The sequence below is a fragment of the Cupriavidus sp. D39 genome, assembly GCF_026627925.1.
GTDB classification, from domain to species: Bacteria; Pseudomonadota; Gammaproteobacteria; order Burkholderiales; family Burkholderiaceae; genus Cupriavidus; species Cupriavidus ulmosensis.
In genome coordinates this window covers 3,746,047-3,764,560 of record NZ_JAPNLE010000009.1, presented here as the reverse complement: position 1 = coordinate 3,764,560, position 18,514 = coordinate 3,746,047, and the positions used below count along the sequence as shown (strand labels likewise).

At 63.2% G+C, this 18,514-nt stretch carries 9 protein-coding genes, 2 tRNA genes, 2 rRNA genes and 2 pseudogenes; 3 read left to right on the top strand and 12 right to left on the bottom strand.

Annotation, left to right across the window (positions count from 1 at the left end; genetic code table 11):
- Positions 1-4: 4 nt before the first annotated feature.
- The gene (locus OMK73_RS29660; RefSeq protein WP_267605164.1) at positions 5-1,336 is read left to right on the top strand and encodes a branched-chain amino acid ABC transporter substrate-binding protein; all 1,332 of its coding nucleotides are present in this window, start codon (positions 5-7) and stop codon (positions 1,334-1,336) included.
- On the opposite strand, the gene OMK73_RS29655 is transcribed toward OMK73_RS29660, so the two are convergent.
- Positions 1,337-2,545 (bottom strand): aminopeptidase, encoded by a 1,209-nt coding sequence (locus tag OMK73_RS29655; protein WP_267605163.1) that lies wholly within the window; start codon positions 2,543-2,545, stop codon positions 1,337-1,339.
- A gap of 5 nt (positions 2,546-2,550) precedes the next feature.
- Positions 2,551-4,655: pseudogene (locus tag OMK73_RS29650) on the bottom strand (molybdopterin-containing oxidoreductase family protein).
- A 312-nt stretch (positions 4,656-4,967) separates the two neighbouring features.
- On the opposite strand from OMK73_RS29650, the gene OMK73_RS29645 reads away from it, so the two are divergent.
- A complete protein-coding gene (locus OMK73_RS29645; RefSeq protein WP_267605162.1) occupies positions 4,968-6,137 on the top strand; it encodes an ABC transporter substrate-binding protein in 1,170 nt (389 codons plus the stop codon).
- 135 nt (positions 6,138-6,272) lie between these two features.
- Here the strand turns inward: OMK73_RS29645 and OMK73_RS29640 are convergent, their stop codons facing one another.
- From OMK73_RS29640 to OMK73_RS29620, 5 genes and pseudogenes are all read right to left on the bottom strand, one after another.
- Positions 6,273-7,301 carry an ABC transporter ATP-binding protein gene (locus OMK73_RS29640; protein ID WP_267606564.1) on the bottom strand — a complete coding sequence of 343 codons (1,029 nt, stop codon included), beginning with the start codon at positions 7,299-7,301 and terminating at the stop codon, positions 6,273-6,275.
- A 32-nt stretch (positions 7,302-7,333) separates the two neighbouring features.
- A complete protein-coding gene (locus OMK73_RS29635; RefSeq protein WP_267605161.1) occupies positions 7,334-8,332 on the bottom strand; it encodes an ABC transporter ATP-binding protein in 999 nt (332 codons plus the stop codon).
- A gap of 21 nt (positions 8,333-8,353) precedes the next feature.
- Positions 8,354-9,271 (bottom strand): ABC transporter permease, encoded by a 918-nt coding sequence (locus OMK73_RS29630; protein WP_267605160.1) that lies wholly within the window; start codon positions 9,269-9,271, stop codon positions 8,354-8,356.
- A gap of 4 nt (positions 9,272-9,275) precedes the next feature.
- Positions 9,276-10,252, bottom strand: a pseudogene (locus OMK73_RS29625) (ABC transporter permease).
- Positions 10,253-10,507: 255 nt separating this feature from the next.
- Positions 10,508-12,094, bottom strand: coding sequence for an ABC transporter substrate-binding protein (locus OMK73_RS29620; RefSeq protein WP_267605159.1), 1,587 nt, complete (start codon positions 12,092-12,094; stop codon positions 10,508-10,510).
- 311 nt (positions 12,095-12,405) lie between these two features.
- Between OMK73_RS29620 and OMK73_RS29615 the strand changes: the two genes are divergently transcribed.
- Positions 12,406-13,599 (top strand): M20 aminoacylase family protein, encoded by a 1,194-nt coding sequence (locus OMK73_RS29615; RefSeq protein WP_267605158.1) that lies wholly within the window; start codon positions 12,406-12,408, stop codon positions 13,597-13,599.
- A 7-nt stretch (positions 13,600-13,606) separates the two neighbouring features.
- On the opposite strand, the gene OMK73_RS29610 is transcribed toward OMK73_RS29615, so the two are convergent.
- From OMK73_RS29610 to OMK73_RS29590, 5 genes are all read right to left on the bottom strand, one after another.
- The gene (locus OMK73_RS29610; protein WP_267605157.1) at positions 13,607-14,566 is read right to left on the bottom strand and encodes a DUF3047 domain-containing protein; all 960 of its coding nucleotides are present in this window, start codon (positions 14,564-14,566) and stop codon (positions 13,607-13,609) included.
- A gap of 266 nt (positions 14,567-14,832) precedes the next feature.
- Positions 14,833-14,945: ribosomal RNA gene (rrf, locus tag OMK73_RS29605) — 5S ribosomal RNA — on the bottom strand.
- Between the two features lie 135 nt (positions 14,946-15,080).
- Positions 15,081-17,959 (bottom strand): 23S ribosomal RNA (locus OMK73_RS29600).
- 305 nt (positions 17,960-18,264) lie between these two features.
- Positions 18,265-18,340 (bottom strand) — tRNA-Ala (locus OMK73_RS29595).
- A 60-nt stretch (positions 18,341-18,400) separates the two neighbouring features.
- A tRNA-Ile gene (locus OMK73_RS29590) sits at positions 18,401-18,477 on the bottom strand.
- Positions 18,478-18,514: the final 37 nt, after the last annotated feature.

Sequence of the window (18,514 nt, the reverse complement as noted above, 5' to 3'; positions counted from 1 at the left end):
ATCGATGTCCCATGACTTGAGGCGCGCGCCACGCGCCGCCGCCAGGATCGCCGCGCTGGCGCGTGGCGTGTTCGTGCGCAGCGTCGCCGTTGCCGCGTTTGCGCTGGTCAGCGCGCTGCCGCTGCAGGCACAGGAAAAAACGCAGGACAGCGCCGCCGCGCCCATCAAGGTGGCGTTCATCGACCAGTTGTCCGGGCCGCTGGCCAACGTCGGCCAGATCTTCCAGGCCAACCTGAAGTTCGCGCTCGATGACGCCAACGCCCAGGGCGGCGTGCTCGGGCGCGACTACGCCCTGGTGAGCTACGACAACAAGCTCTCTGCGCAGGAAAGCCTGACGGCGCTGCAAAGCGCGATCGACGCGGGTGTGCACGTGGTGTTCACCGGCGCATCTGGCTCGCCGGTGGTCACGGCGCTGGTGGAGGCCGTCAACCGCCACAACGAGCGCAACCCCAGGCAGCGCGTCCTGATCATGAACTACGCCTCGCTCGACCCAGACCTGACGGGCGCTCGCTGCAGCTTCTGGCACTTCGCCACCGAGGCGAACACGGCAATGAAGATGCGCGCGCTGGCCAACTTCGCGCGCCAGCAAAAGGGCATGCACAAGGTCTACCTGCTCAACCAGGATTACACCCAGGGCCGCATCTGGGCAGCATTGGGCCGGCAGATGATCGCAGGAGCGCGGCCCGATGTGCAGTTCGTCGGCGAGGCGCTGCACCCGCTGGCAAGGGTCAAGGACTTCGCGCCTTACATGAGCCGGATCAAGGAGAGCGGCGCCGATACCGTGGTCACGGGCAACTGGGGCCAGGATCTCAGCCTGCTGATCAAGGCCGGCGGCGAGGCTGGCTATGAGCTGAACTACCTGAACCATAGCGGCGGCGGCGCGCCCGGCACGGTGCTGGCCGTGTCGCAGGCCAAGAACGCGCACCTGACCTGGGTGGCCGAGTACCTGCCCAACGGCGACGATCCGGTGCTGGCTGCGCTGGCGGCGCGGGTCAGGCAAACCCCGGCGGGCGAGTACTTCGCCCCGCGCGTGCTGATCGCCGTGCAGATGCTCAGCGAGGCGATCCGCCGCGCCAACTCCGACGATCCGACCAGCATCGCGTTTGCCCTCGAGGGCATGCAGTACCGCTCGCCCGTGGGCGACGTGCTGATGCGCAAGAGCGATCACCAGTTGCTGCTGCCACAGGTGGTCTCGACCATCGCGCCGGTGGACGGCAAGACGGTCAAGGTTGGCGTGGAAGGCACACAATACGGCTTCCGCCTCGACAGCACCACGGCTGGGGGAGACCTGAACCTGCCATCGGTCTGCCGGATGAAGCGCCCACCGGGCGCCTAGTCAGGGCTTCCAGGCTTGGCGCCCGCTGCGGGTGCGGGGGCGCGGGGGCGTGTCGGGCGCGCCGCTGGCGCGTGCCGCGCCGATCGCGGCACCCACCGCGGTCCCGCTCTCGCCAGCGGTCAGCGCATCGCTGCCGCTGGCCGGCGGCGCCAGCTGGCGCAGGCGGGCGTCGCGCTCGGCGCGCGGCAGCTCGCCGATGCGCCGCACTTCGGCATAAAACGCTGTCCAATCGCCGCCGCTTCGCGCCAGCAGCACCGTGAAGGCCGGCACCCATTGCTGGTAGGTCGCCACGGCAGCGAGCTGCGCGTTGGTCAGCGGCCGCTCGAACCAGCGGTCGTAGCCGCTGTAGCCGCCCCACTCTTCCTTGAGCTTTGCATAGCGAGCACGCAAGCCGGCGAAGATCTCCGCCTTGCCGGCGCGCTTGGCATCGTCTGGCAAGGGCGAGCGATAGAGCACATCAAGCCGATCGCGCGCGTCCAGCAGCATCGCGCGGAATTGCTGGCGGCGCATGTCGTACTGGCGGTAACTGGCGCGAGCATCGGGCGACGCCGCCAGCGCCAGCCAGCGCTCCACCCCGGCCGTTTCCACGGCGGTGGCAAAGGACTCGTTGAAGGTGGTGTCATTGCGCACATAGACCACCTGGTGCGCCAGTTCGTGGAAGATCAGCCGGGCCAGCTCGCCTTCGGGCTGGTAGACGAAGGTATTGAGCAGCGGATCGTCGAAGTATCCCAGCGTGGAATACGCCGGAATGCCGGCGACGTAGGGTTCCAGGCCCTCTTTGCGCAGGCCCTGCGCGTAGCCGTCGGCGTCGGCCTGCGCGTAATAACCGCGGTAGCTGATGCAGCCCACCACCAGGAAGCACCACTTGTGCAGCTCCATCGACAGCTCGGGGGTGGCGAACACGCTCCACACCACATACGACCGGTGCAGGTTGGCGTAGCGGCGGTAGCTGCCGTTGTCCGGCAGCTTCAGCTCACGGGAGGCAAAGTCGCGGATGGTGCCGGCGAGAGCCAGGCGCTGCGCCAGCCGCGTGTCCTTGGCTTGCTGCGCCGCGGCAATGGCGTCGGGCAATGGCCGGGAATCCGCCATCACCCCAAGGTGGCCACCGATCGACTGCGCGTAGTAGCCGACCGTGTCGCAGCCGGACAGCAGCGCGGCAAGCCCCAGCGCAGCCAGGGCTTGAAGCGTGCGTGCCGGGCGCAGGTTCATGGCGGCTAGGCGGCGACAGCCGTGGCCGGCGCGGCTTCCACTTGCACCAGGCAATCGTAGAAGACCGGCGCGCGGCCCAGGTCGGTCAGGCGCTGGCTGGTGAGCTCGTTGGCGTTCTTGCCGTCCGGCGCCAGTTTCTTCCACCAGATCGACAGCCCCACCACCAGCCCGCGGCGAGCCCGGTCGGTCACGCGGGCCCGCGCCAGCATGCTGCCGCGGTCGTTGAAGGCACGCACCATGCTGCCGTCGGCGATGCCGCGCGGGGCGGCGTCCTCGGGATGGATGTCCAGGTGCGGCTCGCCTTCGGTGGCGCGCAGGCTGTCGACGTTGACAAACGAGCTGTTGAGGAAGTTGCGCGCCGGCGGCGAGATCATCGCCAGCGGATAGCGCGCTGCCAGTTCCGGCGCGGTCGCGGGTGTCTCGTACAGGGGCACGTAGTCGGGCAAGGGATCGAGGCCGTCGCGGCGCATGATCTCCGAGTAGAACTCGCACTTGCCGGACGCCGTGGCAAAGCCGCCCTCGGCAAGCGGCGCCGCCGGCAGGTTGAGTTTTGCCACCCCTGCGCCTTGAGGGAGTCCCAGCTGATGCCTGCCGCGCGCGGGTCCGTGGCCACGATGGCTTGGGCAGCGATGTCCTCGTCGCTATCGGCAAAGCACGGCTCGACAAAGCCCATGCGCTGGGCCAGGCGGCGGAAGATCTCGGTGTTTGGCAAGGCCTCGCCCAGCGGCGCGATAGCCTGGTTGTTGGCCAGGAAGTATGTATGGCCGTAGGCCTTGTGCACATCCACGTGCTCGAGCTGGGTGGTGGCCGGCAGCAGGATGTCGGCATAGTCGGCCGTATCGGTACGGAACTGCTCCAGTACCACGGTGAACAGGTCTTCACGCGCGAAGCCTTCGGCCACCTTGGTCGATTGCGGCGCCACCGACACCGGGTTGCTGTTGTAGACCACCAGCGCCTCGATCTTCGGGTTGCTCGCGCCGTCACCGGCATCGAGCAGCGCGTCGCCGATGGTGCTCATATTGACCGTGCGCGGCAGCGCCGGCAGGCCAGGCAGCAGGTCGGGGCGCTGCAGCGCCAGGTTGTCCACCGGGAAAAAGCCCGAAGTGGACAATTGGAGGCCGCCGGCCGCGTGGCGCCAGGCACCTACCAGGGACGGCAGGCAGGCCACCGCGCGCACCGCCTGGCCACCGCCATGGGAGCGCTGCATGCCGTAGTTCAGGCGGATCGCCACCGGCTGGCGCTCGCGCACGGCGAGTTGCCCGTAGAGGCCGGCCAGCCATTCGATGTCGTCGACGCCGATCCCGCACAGTTCGGCCGCGCGCGCCGGGGTGTAAGCCTGGGCACGCTCGCGCAGCGCCTCGAAGCCCACCGTGTGGCTCGCGATGTACTCAAAGTCGAGCAGGTCGTCGCGCATCAGCACGTGCATGATCGCCAGGGCCAGCGCGCCGTCGGTGCCGGGCATGAGGGCGATGTGGCGATGGCATTTCTCGGCCGTCAGCGAGCGGTACGGGTCAATCGCCACCAGGGTGGCGCCGCGCCGCTTGGCTTCCTGCACCCGCGTCCAGAAATGCAGGTTGGAGGCGATGGGGTTGCCGCCCCAGATGATGATGAGCTTGGCATCGGGCACATGCTCGATGTCCATGCCGATGCTGGCGCCGTAGGTGTAGCGCAGTGCGGTGGCACCGGCGCTGGCGCAGATCGTGCGGTCAAGCAGCGAGGCGCCCAGCTTGTGAAAGAAGCGCGCCGCCATGCTCTCGCCCTGCACCAGCCCCATGGTGCCCGCATAGCTGTATGGCAGGATGGCCTGCGGGTCGCGCGCGGCGATGGCGGACAAGCGGGAGGCCACGGTGTCCAGCGCCTCGTCCCAGGAAATCGGCTCGAACTTGCCTTCGCCCTTGCGGCCGACCCGCTTCATTGGCGTGAGCAAGCGGTCGGGGTGGTAAGTGCGCTCCGTGTAGCGCGAGACCTTGGTGCACAGCACGCCCTGGGTGCCGGGGTGATCGGGATCTCCCGCCACCTTGGTCGCGCGACCGTCTTCGACGGTGACGAGCAAGGCACAGGTATCAGGACAATCGTGCGGGCAAGCGGCACGGACGATGCGGGAAGCCATGGATTCTCCTGGCAAGCAATTGGGGGCGGGCGGCGCGACTGGCATGGGAACCATGCATCGGGGCGGCTGGGCGGCCACACGCGGCGGGACCTGGCTACCGTGCAGGAAAGGCCGTTGCCGGGCTGACCTGATGGCATCGCGTGTTGTATGCCGGCGTCGCCCCGACGGGCGCCGCCGGGGAAATTGTTAGGCTCCGATTGTATTCGATTATGATAGCCCGACGCTGCGCCGGGGGATGGCGCCAGGGCAGCGCCGGCACAGACCGGCAAGGCATTCACGGGTAAAGAACACACCGTTTTTCACGGGGAAACCATGCAAGTGCATTCTGGGGTCAGGAGCTGGCGCATTGCCGGCCTGCTGGTGGCATGCGCCATCGGCTCATTCGTTGCCAATGCCAGCGCCGAGAACGGGGTCAGCGCGGACACCATCCTGCTGGGCCAGTCGGCTGCGCTCACCGGGCCTACCGCCATGCTCGGCAAGCAGCTCAATTCCGGCGCGCAGCTCTATTTCGACTACGTCAACCAGCACGGCGGCATCTACGGCCGCAAGATCGAGCTCAAGGTGCTGGACGACTTCAACGAGCCCGAATCCGCCGCCAAGAACACCCGCGCGCTGATCGACGAAGACCGCGCCTTCGCGCTGTTCGGCTACGTGGGCACCGAGACCGGCGAGGCCTCGCTGCCGCTTGCCACCCAGGCCAAGGTGCCGTTCTTCGCCCCCTACAGCGGCGCCCAGTCGCTGCGCGAGCCGTTCAACCGCTATGCGTTCCATGTGCGCGCCGGCTTCAACGAGGAAGCCGCGGCCATCCTGCGCCAGGTCCGCGTCACCGGCCTCAAGCGGGTCGCTGTGGTCTACAACGAGGACGCCTACGGCAAGGCCGGCCTGGAGGCGCTGGAACGCGCTCTCAAGGCCTCGCCCGACAGCGGCGTGCAGATCGTCGCCCGCGAAGGCGTGGTGCGCAATACGGTGGAAATCGGCGACGCCATGCAGGGCTCGATGAAGTCCAAGCCCGACGCGGTGGTGATGATCAACGCGTACCGGACCACCGGCGCTTTCGTCAAGGAAGCGCTGCGCCGCGGCTTCAACGGCCAGTTCTACAACGTCTCGTTCGTCGGCACCCAGGCGCTTGCCAAGGAAGTGGGCGCCAAGGGCAGCGGCGTGATCATCTCGCAAGTCATGCCCCACCCAGGCAACGCCACGCTGCCGGTGGTGCGCGAATACCTGCGCCTGCTGCAGGCAGCCGGCAAGCCCAACGAGTTCGACTATGCCAGCATCGAAGGCTTCATCGCCGCCAAGGCCTTTGTCGAGGGCACGCGCCGCGCCGGCAAGGACCTCACCCGGGAAAAGCTGATCACCGCGCTGGAAAGCATGAGAAACGTCGACCTCGGCGGCTACATCATCAACTTCAGCCCGGAGAGCCACGTCGGCTCGAAATTCGTCGAGATGACCATCATCAATTCGCGGGGGCAGGTCATCCGCTGAAGTCAGCCACTGGCCTTCCGCCGCGGCCGGGTTCTTCCCCCTCTCCCCATGAGGGGAGAGGGGGTAGCACCGTCGTCATTTCAATCGCCGTTGGCGCATCCTGTCAGCTTCGTCCAGCGCTGCCGGGCTAACCAACTACGCCATGTCGTTCAAATGGCAAGCCGAAAACCGCATCGGTGCGACTTCCTTCAGCAGCGGCTGCTCCTCCCGGCAGCGCGGCATCGCATGCGGGCAGCGCGGATGGAAATGGCAACCCGGCGGCGGATGCAGCGGCGAGGGAATCTCGCCCTTGATCGCCACGAACGTCTTCTTGCCCACTTCCAGCTTGGGGGCCTCGGCCAGCAGCGCCTGCGTGTAGGGATGGTTGGGGCTGGCAAAGACATCTTCCGCCGGCGCCGACTCCACCACCCGCCCCAGGTACATGATCACCACCCGGTCGCTGATGTGCTTGACCACGCCCAGGTCATGGCTGATGAACAGGTAGGTCAGGTTGAGATCCTCGCGCAGGCGCATGAAGAGATTCAGCACCTGCGCCTGGATCGAGACATCCAGCGCCGCCACCGACTCGTCGCACACCAGGAATTCCGGCTTGACCGCCAGCGCCCGCGCAATCCCGATGCGCGCGCGCTGCCCGCCCGAGAACTGGTGCGGGAAGCGGCGTAGCACGGTGGGGTCCATGCCCACTCGCACCAGCATGTCTTCCACGTAGCGTTTCTGCTCGCTGGCCGGCACCATGCCGTGCACGACCGGCGCCTCGCCAACGATGTCCATCACGCGCAGGCGCGGATTCAGCGACGCATACGGATCCTGGAAGATCATCTGGATCGCCAGCTGCTTCTCGCGCTTCTTCTCCGGCGGCAGGCGGTCCAGGTCAACGCCCCGCCACAGCCGGGAGCCTTCGGTCAGCGAATGCAGGCCCACCGCCATGCGGCCCAGCGTGGACTTGCCGCAGCCTGACTCGCCGACGAGGCCAACCACCTCGCCCGCGCGAATGGACAGGTCGACCCGGTCGACCGCATGCACCACTTCCTCTTTCGCCCCGGCGCCGAAGAGGTTGGCGATCTTGGCCGCGACGTCGAGCGATTTGACGAAGCGCTTGGACACGCCCTTCAGCTCGAGGATGGGCGCGTTGGGCGTGGATTCGGCGATGGGTTCGGTCGTCATGGCGGCGAGTGCGGGATCAACGACGGCGGCTCTCATGCGGCCTCCTGCTGGGCAAGGACCGGATGAAAGCAGCGCAGGCGGCGCCCGTCTGCCGCGGTGTCGAGCGGCGGCGTTGTCTTGCATACATCGGTGGCGTAGGCGCAGCGCTCGCGGAAAGCGCAGCCGGCCGGCAGGTTCAACAACGAAGGCGTCATACCGGGAATCTGCCGCAGCGGCGCGCCGCGCGGATTGCGCGACGGCGCGGAACTGATCAGGCCGTGCGTGTAGGGATGCTCGGGCCGCTCCAGCACCTGCCGCACATCGCCGGCTTCCACGATCTTGCCCGCGTACATCACGCACACCGTATCGGCCAGGCCGGCCACCACGGACAGGTCGTGGGTGATCCAGATCAGCGCGGTGCCGGACTCGCGGCACAGCTTTTGCATCTCGTAGAGGATCTGGCCCTGGATGGTGACGTCCAGCGCGGTGGTGGGCTCGTCGGCGATGATCAGGTCCGGCTTGTTCAGCAGCGCGATAGCAATCGCCACGCGCTGGCGCATGCCGCCCGAGAACTGGTGGGGATAGGCGCGCAGGCGCTCGTCCGGCGAAGGAATCCCGACGCGGGCCAGCGCATTGCGCGAGCGCTCGCGCGCCACCGCCTTGTCGACCTTTTCATGCGCCAGCACTGCCTCGATCATCTGCGTGTCGATGCGCAGGACCGGGTTCAGCGTCATCATCGGATCCTGGAAGATCATCGCGATGCGGTTGCCGCGCACATCGCGCATCTGCGCCGGCGTGAGGTTGCGCAGGTCGCGCGTGACGCCGTCGCGGCTGGTCAGCTCGATGCGGCCATCCACCACTTTGCCCGGGGAATCGATCAGGCCCATGATCGAGTAGCCGGTCATCGACTTGCCCGAGCCGGACTCGCCCACCAGGCCCATGATCTCGCCCCGGTCGACCGAGAACGAGACATCGTCCACGGCGCGCGCGATACCGCCGCGCGTGAAAAACTGGGTCTTGAGGCCTTCCACCACAAGGGTCGGTTTGCTCATATTCGCTCCTGTCGTGCTGCGTTACTGCGTTTGCAGGCGCGGATTGAGTACATCGCGCAGCTGGTCGGCGACCAGGTTCATGGCCACGATGGTGACCACCAGCGCAATGCCCGGGAAGAAGCTGATCCAGTACTTGCCGGACAGCATGTATTGCTGGCCGTTGGCGATCAGCGAGCCCAGCGACGGCTCGGTAATGGGCACGCCCAGGCCGAGGAAAGACAGCGTGGCCTCCAGCGTGATCGCCGATGCCACCTGCAGCGCCGCGATCACGATCAGCGGCGGCAGGCAGTTGGGCAGCAGGTGGCGGAACATGATCCGCCCCGGCGGCAGGCCCAGGCAGGTAGCGGCCTCGATATATTCCTTGCGCCGCTCCACCAGCGCCGCGCTGCGCGTGGTGCGAGCGTAGTAAGCCCACTGCACCGCCACCAGCGCGATCACGATATTGCCGATGCCCGGCCGCAGGAATGCCAGCAGGATCAGCGCCAGCAGGATGGGCGGGAACGACAGCTGCAGGTCGGCCACGCGCATGATGATGGCCTCGACGCGGCCGCCCAGGAAGCCGGCGATCAGCCCAAGCGTGGCGCCCAGCAGCAGCGCGATCACGGTGCTGACCACGCCCACGCCGATGCTGATGCGCAGGCCGTACATCACGGCCGAGAGGATATCGCGGCCCTGCTCGTCCGAGCCGAGCAGGAAGGTCATGCCGCTGCCGGACTGCTCGCCAGGGGCCATGCGCGCGTCGAGCACGTCGAGCGTGGCCAGGTCATATGGGTTCTGCGGCGACAGCCAGGGCGCGAGCAGCGCGATCAGCAGGATCATGATCAGCAAGGTCAGGCCGGTCACTGCGATCTTGCTCGAGAAGAACTGGCTGGCGAAGCGCCGCAGCGGGGTCTGCTCGGCTAGCGGCGGGGCCGCGGTGGTTTCGGTTGCGGTTGTCATGAGCTCAGCCCTTGTTGTCGGCGATACGCACGCGCGGATCGAGCACGCTGTAGATGATGTCCACCAGCAGGTTGATCAGGATGAACAGCGTCACGATCACCATCAGGTAGGCCACGATGACCGGCCGGTCGAGCAACTGGATGGAATCGATGATCAGCTTGCCCATGCCGGGCCAGGCAAAGATCGATTCGGTCACGATGGCAAAGGCGATGATCGAGCCGAACTGCAGGGCAATCACCGTGACGATGGGGATCATGATGTTCTTGAGCACGTGCACGCCCACGATCCGGGTATTCGACAGGCCCTTGGCCCGCGCGAACTTGACGTAGTCCTGCAGCATCGCCTCCTGCGTGCCGGCCCGCGTGAGCCGGATCACCATGGCGATATTGAGCAGCGACAGCGTCACCGCGGGCAGCAGCAAGTGACGCAAGCCGTCCACCGTGAGGAAGCTGACGGGGATGCCGAGCAAGGTGCTGGTTTCACCGCGCCCGTTGGACGGCAGCCAGCCCAGTTGCACCGCGAACACCATGATCAGCATCAGCCCGACCCAGAAGGTGGGCAGCGAAAAGCCGAGGATGGAAACGCCCATGATGGTCTTGCCTGCCACGCCGCCGGGGCGCAGGCCGGCCCACAGCCCGAGCGGGATGCCGAGCAGCACGGCCAGCAGGATGGCGCACACGGCCAGCTCCATGGTGGCCGGCATGCGCTCGAAGATCAGCTTGAGCGCGGGCGTGCCATGCGCGAACGAGGTGCCGAGATCGCCGTGCAGCGCGTTGCGCAGGAAGATCCAGTACTGTTCCCAGAGGGCTTGTCGAGCCCGAGCGCCGCGATGGTGCGCTTGATGTCCTCCTGGTCGGCCTGAGGATTGATCAGGATATCGACCGGGTTGCCGATGGCGAAGACGCCCAGGAAAACCAAAAGCGACATGACAAAGAGCACGACTACGCTCTGCATCAGGCGCCGAATAATGAAAACCAGCATGTTCGGAAGCTTTCCTTCGCCGATGACAGGCCACGGCGCCTGTAGGCGCCGCCTAGCTGCACCGGCAGTCGGCTCGTGGCTAGGCCCGGCTACCGTCCGGGGATGATTCGTCGGGAAGCGGCCGCCCAGACCGCGTACGCTTCCCGCCTTTACCTGCAAATGCCTGCAAATGCCTGGCCGGGGGCGCGACGTCGTGGCCGCGCTCCCTAGCCTCACCTTTTACTGCTCAGGCCCTCGCAACGTCAGGCCTTCAAGTTACTGCGGCTTGAAATTGTGCGCGTAGGTCCGTTCGTCGGTACGCGGCACATAGGTGATGCCCTTCTGGGTGGCCCAGGTGGTCACCTGTTGGTGGATCGGGATGATACCGCCATCGTTGATGGCAATCGCGGTAGCTTCCTGCAGCAGCTTGGAGCGCTCGCCGTCATCCACCGTGGCCAGCGCCTTTTCCAGCACTACGTCCATTTTGGGATTGCAGTACTCGCCCCAGTTGGTCGTGCCAAAGCCCTTCTTCGGATCCTCGCAAGCCAGCAGCGCGCGCAGCGGCGAGCTCACTTCGCCGGTTTGCGCGCCCCAGCCCAGCAAACCGAACGAGAATTCGTGCTTGATGCCCTTGGAAGAATAGGTCGCCATCGGCATGCCCTCGACCTTGGTCGCAATGCCGATGCGGGTCAGGTTCTGCGCAATGGTCTGGGCGATCTTCTCGTCGTTGACGTAGCGGTTGTTAGGCGTGTGCAAGGTGATGCCGAAGCCGTTCGGGTAGCCCGCTTCGGCCAGCAGCTTCTTGGCGCCTTCCGGGTCGTACTTGACCGTCTTCAGGTTCGGGTTGTAGCCGAACAGCGTGGGTGGCACCAGGTTGTTGGTCGGCTCCGCGAGGCCTTCCATCAGGCGGTCCTTGATGCCCTGGCGGTTGATGGCCATGCTGATGGCATTGCGCACGCGCGCATCCTTCAGCGGGTTCTTATCCATCGGCGCGCCTTCCTTGGTGGTGACAAAAGGCGACTTGTCTTTCTTGTCATCGGTGTAAAGGTAGATCACGCGGTGCGAGATCTTGGAGAAGAACGACAGCTTCGGATCCTTGCGCACCTGCGGCAGGTCCGGCGTCGGTACGTTCTCGATGGCCTGCACGTCACCGGACAGCAGCGCCGCCATGCGGGTGGCCGGGTTCGGGATGAAGCGCAGCGTCACCTTGTCCCAGGCGGGCTTGGGACCCCAGTAGTCGGGGTTCTTCACCAGCTCGACCCGGTCGTCGCGCGCGTAGTTGACGAACTTGAAGGGGCCGGTGCCGATCATGCCCTTGCCTTGCGCGAAGTCGTCCGAGGTCAGGCCCTGCGTAGCCTTCTTCTGCACGATGAAGATCGACGTCAGGTCGTTCAGCATCAGCGGGTACGGCGTGTTGGTGGTGAGCTGGATGGTGTGCTTGTCGATCACCTTCTTGTTGATGATCGCCTTGGTGTAGACGTCGAACTTGCCGGGGCTGTTCTGGATGGTGGACGGACGCTCGAGCGACCAGACGATATCGTCGGTGGTGAGTTCCGAGCCGTCGTGGAACTTCACGCCCTTGCGGATCTTGAATTCCCAGGTCAGGTTGTTCACCAGCTTCCAGGACTCGGCCAGGCCGGGAATGATCTTGCTGTCCGCATCCATTTTCACCAGGCACTCGAACATGTGCTCCGAGACGTTGATGTTGGAGAACAGATTGTAGAAGTGCGGATCCATCGAGGTCGGGGGCGAACTCATGGCCAGCTTGAAATCGACCGCGTGGGCCTGGCTGGCAAAACCGAAGCTCATGGCCGCGGTTACCACCATGGCACCGAATGCCTTCTTGCATGTGCGAAGGGACATCGCGCAACTCTCCCGGGAAGAAATGTAGCAAATGACGACTAGGGGCAGCGCAGGCAAATCGCGCCAGGCGCCGCATTTTGGTGCGGCTACGGACGCGGCAGGCGGCAACGTTGCCAGGCAAGCACATCAAGCATGAACTGTTCCAGCAGTGCACCATGCGGGGCAATGCGGGGAAACCCCCGCGCTGGTTGGCGGTCATCCGCCTCGGGAGCGCTTGTGAAAGTGGCGGAAGTGTCCTGCCAGGTGCCTGCTTTGGCGCTTTGGACTAAGGCGTCGTATGATCGGGGTATCCCACGCCCTCAACTGGCATCATGACACTCATCCCCGAAATTCTTCAGGCGCAGTCCGAGATCCGCAGCATCCGACGCGACATCCACGCCCATCCGGAGCTTTGCTTCAAGGAGGAACGGACTTCCGACGTGGTGGCGCAGAACCTCGCTGCCTGGGGCATCGAGGTCCATCGCGGCCTTGGCACCACCGGCCTGGTCGGCGTGATTCGCAACGGCAGCAGCAAGCGCAGCATCGGCCTGCGCGCCGATATGGATGCCCTCCCCCTGCAGGAGGCCAACACTTTCGGCCACCGCTCGCAGCACGACGGCCGCATGCATGCCTGCGGCCATGACGGCCACACCGCGATGCTGCTGGGCGCGGCACGCTACCTGGCCGAGCACAGAAATTTCGACGGCACCATCAATCTGATCTTCCAGCCCGCCGAAGAAGGCGGCGGCGGCGCGCGCGAGATGATCAAGGATGGCCTGTTCGAGCGCTTCCCGTGCGATGCCGTGTTCGGCATGCACAACTGGCCCGGCATGCCGGCCGGCAGCTTCGGCACCACCCCCGGCCCGCTGATGGCGTCGAGCAACGAATTCCGCATCGTCGTGCGCGGCAAGGGCGCGCATGCTGCGTTGCCGCACAACGGCAACGACCCGGTCTTCACCGGCGCGCAGATCGTCTCCGCGCTGCAGGGCATCATTACCCGCAACAAGCGCCCGATCGATGCCGCCGTGATCTCGGTCACGCAGTTCCATGGCGGCGATGCCACCAATATCGTGCCGGACCAGGCCTGGATCGGTGGCACGGTGCGCACCTTCACGCTGCCGGTGCTGGACCTGATCGAGCGCCGCATGGAGGAAGTCTCGAAGGCCGTGGCGAGCGCTTTCGATTGCACCGTGGAATTCGAGTTTCACCGCAACTATCCGCCTACCGTCAACAGCGCAGCGGAAACCGCGTTTGCCGTCGAAGTGGCGAGCGAGCTGGTGGGCGCGGGCAATGTCGACGGCAAGATCGAGCCGACCATGGGCGCGGAGGACTTCTCCTTCATGCTGCTGGAAAAGCCCGGTTGCTACCTGTTCATCGGCAATGGCGAAGGCGTGCACCGCGAAGCCGGCCACGGCCTCGGCCCCTGCATGCTGCACAACCCCAGCTACGACTTCAATGACGAGATCCTGCCGGTCGGCTCGACCTTCTTTGTGAAGCTGGTGGAGAAATGGCTCGCGCCGGCCTGAACGCGCGTCAGTCCAGCGCGATATCGCCGTACCAGCTCTCGGCGCGGCTCTTGGTGTTATCGGTATCGGTCATGATGCCGATCGCCACCACCTTGCCCGGATCGGCACCGAAGGCCTTGCGGTAATCGGCACGCAGGTCGCGCCGATGGCAGCGCCATTCGCCGGTATGCCGGGTACCTGAGTCGACCACGATCATCCGCACACGGTCGGTGTGCGGATTCGACACCACGGATCCCTCCGGCTTGCGCCCGCCCCAGATGTACATCAGCGTGGCATAGGGCATCTCGCGCCCCGTTGTCAGCCGTGCCATCTCGTACATCAGTTGATCCTTCAGCGAGAGGCTGCCCTTGTCGCCATCGAAGGCGACGAAGATGCGTAGCGGCGCGTCCTCGCGAGGGGCCAGCGAGTTGTCAGCGCTACGGATGACGTCGCGCGTCTTCCACGTCCAGTTCAGCATGCCCGGCTCGCGCCCGACCAGTGGTACGTACAGGCCGGATGCCGAATTGTCGGCTTCGGCATGCAACACCATGCGTTGGTCGACTTCTGTCAGGGTATAGCGTGTGGGAATCTTGTTGCGGTTGACGGTCCAGGGCTGCCAGCCTACCGGCTTGCTAAGCCCGCTTGGCGCTGCGGAGAACAAGGGCAGGGGCTTCAGCGTAGGGTGCTCTTCCGGCTCACTGGGCTCACTGGCGTGATCGGCTTCGGCTGGATTCTGGCTCGTTGCGATCTGGTCTGGTGTCAGGTTCTCGGCGGAAACCGGCGTCTGCGCCGGCGGGGCGAGCTTGAGTTGCTCGATGTGCGCGGCAAAGCTGCTGCAATCGTTTGACGAGACCGCGGCCATGGCGCCTGGACCCGACAGCGGGATCGGTCCCCGCGGCGTGGACGCCGTTCCGAGTGTGCCGCAACCCGCCAAAACAAGCGCACCTACCACGCCGGTCAGCACCGACAGGCAAAATCTGGCCGCCATTCATCCCCCAAACCTGGATGCCGCCGCCAGGTCGCGCGTTCTGGCGCGCACCGGCCCGGGCTTTTTTCAATCTTTCGAACTGCGTCAATGCATCGAACCGCGTCACGTCCGGCCAAGCCGGGGCTTGAGACAAACGGTAACAGAAGGATATGGGGGAAGAAAGGCTCCAGTACCCTGACGCGGGATTCCTGGTGTAGCGGCAGCGCAAACCGCCGCCACAAAAGCAAAACCCCCCAGTACTTTCGTACTGGGGGTTTTCAAGGAGAGCCTGGCGATTACCTACTTTCACACGGGTATCCGCACTATCATCGGCGTGGAGTCGTTTCACGGTCCTGTTCGGGATGGGAAGGGGTGGTTCCAACTCGCTATGGTCACCAGGCATAAACGGTGGCCGCGTTGACTTGGTCAACGCAGCGAATAGGGATGTAGTAGTAGGTTGCGAGGTATCGGCCAAGCTGCTGTGTGGCTGTCGCAGCGGCACGCGATACTCAACCAGGAGAAACACACTGGTTATAGGATCAAGCCTTACGGGCAATTAGTACTGGTTAGCTTAACGCATTACTGCGCTTCCACACCCAGCCTATCAACGTCCTGGTCTCGAACGACCCTTCAAGGAGCTCAAGGCTCCAGGGAATCCTCATCTTCAGGCGAGTTTCCCGCTTAGATGCTTTCAGCGGTTATCTCTTCCGTACATAGCTACCCTGCGATGCCTCTGGCGAGACAACAGGTACACCAGCGGTACGTCCACTCCGGTCCTCTCGTACTAGGAGCAGCCCCCGTCAAGATTCCAACGCCCACGGCAGATAGGGACCAAACTGTCTCACGACGTTTTAAACCCAGCTCACGTACCTCTTTAAATGGCGAACAGCCATACCCTTGGGACCGGCTACAGCCCCAGGATGAGATGAGCCGACATCGAGGTGCCAAACACCGCCGTCGATATGAACTCTTGGGCGGTATCAGCCTGTTATCCCCAGAGTACCTTTTATCCGTTGAGCGATGGCCCTTCCATTCAGAACCACCGGATCACTATGTCCTGCTTTCGCACCTGCTCGACTTGTCGGTCTCGCAGTTAAGCACGCTTTTGCCATTGCACTTTAGGTACGATGTCCGACCGTACCAAGCGTACCTTCGAACTCCTCCGTTACACTTTGGGAGGAGACCGCCCCAGTCAAACTGCCTACCATGCACTGTCCCCGATCCGGATTCACGGACCAAGGTTAGAACCTCAAACAAACCAGGGTGGTATTTCAAGGACGGCTCCACGCAGACTAGCGTCCACGCTTCAAAGCCTCCCACCTATCCTACACAGATCGGTTCAAAGTCCAATGCAAAGCTACAGTAAAGGTTCATGGGGTCTTTCCGTCTAGCCGCGGGGAGATTGCATCATCACAAACACTTCAACTTCGCTGAGTCTCGGGAGGAGACAGTGTGGCCATCGTTACGCCATTCGTGCAGGTCGGAACTTACCCGACAAGGAATTTCGCTACCTTAGGACCGTTATAGTTACGGCCGCCGTTTACCGGGACTTCAATCAAGAGCTTGCACCCCATCATTTAATCTTCCGGCACCGGGCAGGCGTCACACCCTATACGTCCACTTTCGTGTTTGCAGAGTGCTGTGTTTTTATTAAACAGTCGCAGCCACCATTTTATTGCAACCCCTTCACCCTCCTGGCGCAGGCCAGTCAAGCTACAAGGGCGTACCTTATCCCGAAGTTACGGTACCAATTTGCCGAGTTCCTTCTCCCGAGTTCTCTCAAGCGCCTTAGAATACTCATCTCGCCCACCTGTGTCGGTTTGCGGTACGGTCTCGTATGACTGAAGCTTAGAGGCTTTTCTTGGAACCACTTCCAATTGCTTCGCAGCACTAGGCCGCTCGCCCCACATCCTTGAATTCCGCGCCCGGATTTGCCTAAGCGCCTTCTCCAATGCAGGGACCGGGACTTCCAACACCCGGACAACCTTCCGCGATCCGTCCCCCCATCGCATCATACGACGGTGCAGGAATATTAACCTGCTTCCCATCAGCTACGCATCTCTGCCTCGCCTTAGGGGCCGACTCACCCTACGCCGATGAACGTTGCGTAGGAAACCTTGGGCTTACGGCGAGGGGGCTTTTCACCCCCTTTATCGCTACTCATGTCAGCATTCGCACTTCTGATACCTCCAGCATCCTTTACAAGACACCTTCACAGGCTTACAGAACGCTCTCCTACCATGCACTTACGTGCATCCGCAGCTTCGGTGACTGGCTTAGCCCCGTTACATCTTCCGCGCAGGACGACTCGATCAGTGAGCTATTACGCTTTCTTTAAAGGATGGCTGCTTCTAAGCCAACCTCCTGACTGTTTTAGCCTTCCCACTTCGTTTCCCACTTAGCCAATCTTAGGGACCTTAGCTGGCGGTCTGGGTTGTTTCCCTCTTGACACCGGACGTTAGCACCCGATGTCTGTCTCCCGTGATTGCACTCTTCGGTATTCGGAGTTTGCTATGGCGGGGTAATCAGCAATAGACCCCCCAACCATGACAGTGCTCTACCCCCGAAGGTGAGACACGAGGCACTACCTAAATAGTTTTCGGAGAGAACCAGCTATTTCCAGACTTGTTTAGCCTTTCACCCCTATCCACAGCTCATCCCCTAACTTTTCAACGTTAGTGGGTTCGGTCCTCCAGTACGTGTTACCGCACCTTCAACCTGGCCATGGATAGATCGTCTGGTTTCGGGTCTACACCCAGCGACTGAACGCCCTATTCGGACTCGCTTTCGCTACGCCTTCCCTAATCGGTTAAGCTTGCCACTGAATGTAAGTCGCTGACCCATTATACAAAAGGTACGCCGTCACCCGTTTCCAGGCTCCGACTGTTTGTATGCATGCGGTTTCAGGATCTATTTCACTCCCCTCCCGGGGTTCTTTTCGCCTTTCCCTCACGGTACTGGTTCACTATCGGTCGATCACGAGTATTTAGCCTTGGAGGATGGTCCCCCCATCTTCAGACAGGATTTCACGTGTCCCGCCCTACTTGTCGTACACCTAGTTCCACAACGCTGTTTTCGCATACAGGGCTATCACCTGCTATGGCCGGGCTTTCCATCCCGTTCTGCTAACAACACTGCTAAAGAGTACAAGGCTCTTCCCATTTCGTTCGCCACTACTCTGGGAATCTCGGTTGATTTCTGTTCCTGCAGCTACTTAGATGTTTCAGTTCGCCGCGTTCGCTTCCCTGACCTATGTATTCAGTCAGGGATGACCCATACGGGCCGGGTTTCCCCATTCGGACATCTCCGGATCAAAGCTTGTTTGCCAGCTCCCCGAAGCTTTTCGCAGGCTACCGCGTCCTTCATCGCCTGTGATCGCCAAGGCATCCACCACATGCACTTGTTCGCTTGACCCTATAACGAGTGTGTCTCAAACTTGCGTCCAAGTACGTGCTCGCTACAGGATGAGTTCTCGCATTTGTGCCGTATTCCAAGTCATCTTTCGATCACTTAAATACATTTTGGTTGATACAATCACAACCCGGTATCGTGTTTTACTGCAGCGTCTCATCAACGCTCACGACACCTTTACTACATCCCATATTGTTAAAGAACAGCCGAGCGAGACTTGGTCCCGCATCGTCTTGGCCAAGGCCAAAGGCAAACGCTCAAGACTAAGCGCTTGCCTTTGACGACCAATCCAAGGTTACTGAAGTAAGTGGTGGAGGATGACGGGATCGAACCGACGACCCCCTGCTTGCAAAGCAGGTGCTCTCCCAGCTGAGCTAATCCCCCTTTACTTCTCTGTCCGGAGGCTCAACATCGACTCACATCGTCGAACCACCATCCGTAACTTGGTGGGTCTGGTAGGACTTGAACCTACGACCCCCGCCTTATCAAGACGGTGCTCTAACCACCTGAGCTACAGACCCTTGGCTGTAACAGCAAACAAACCGATAAGTGTGAACG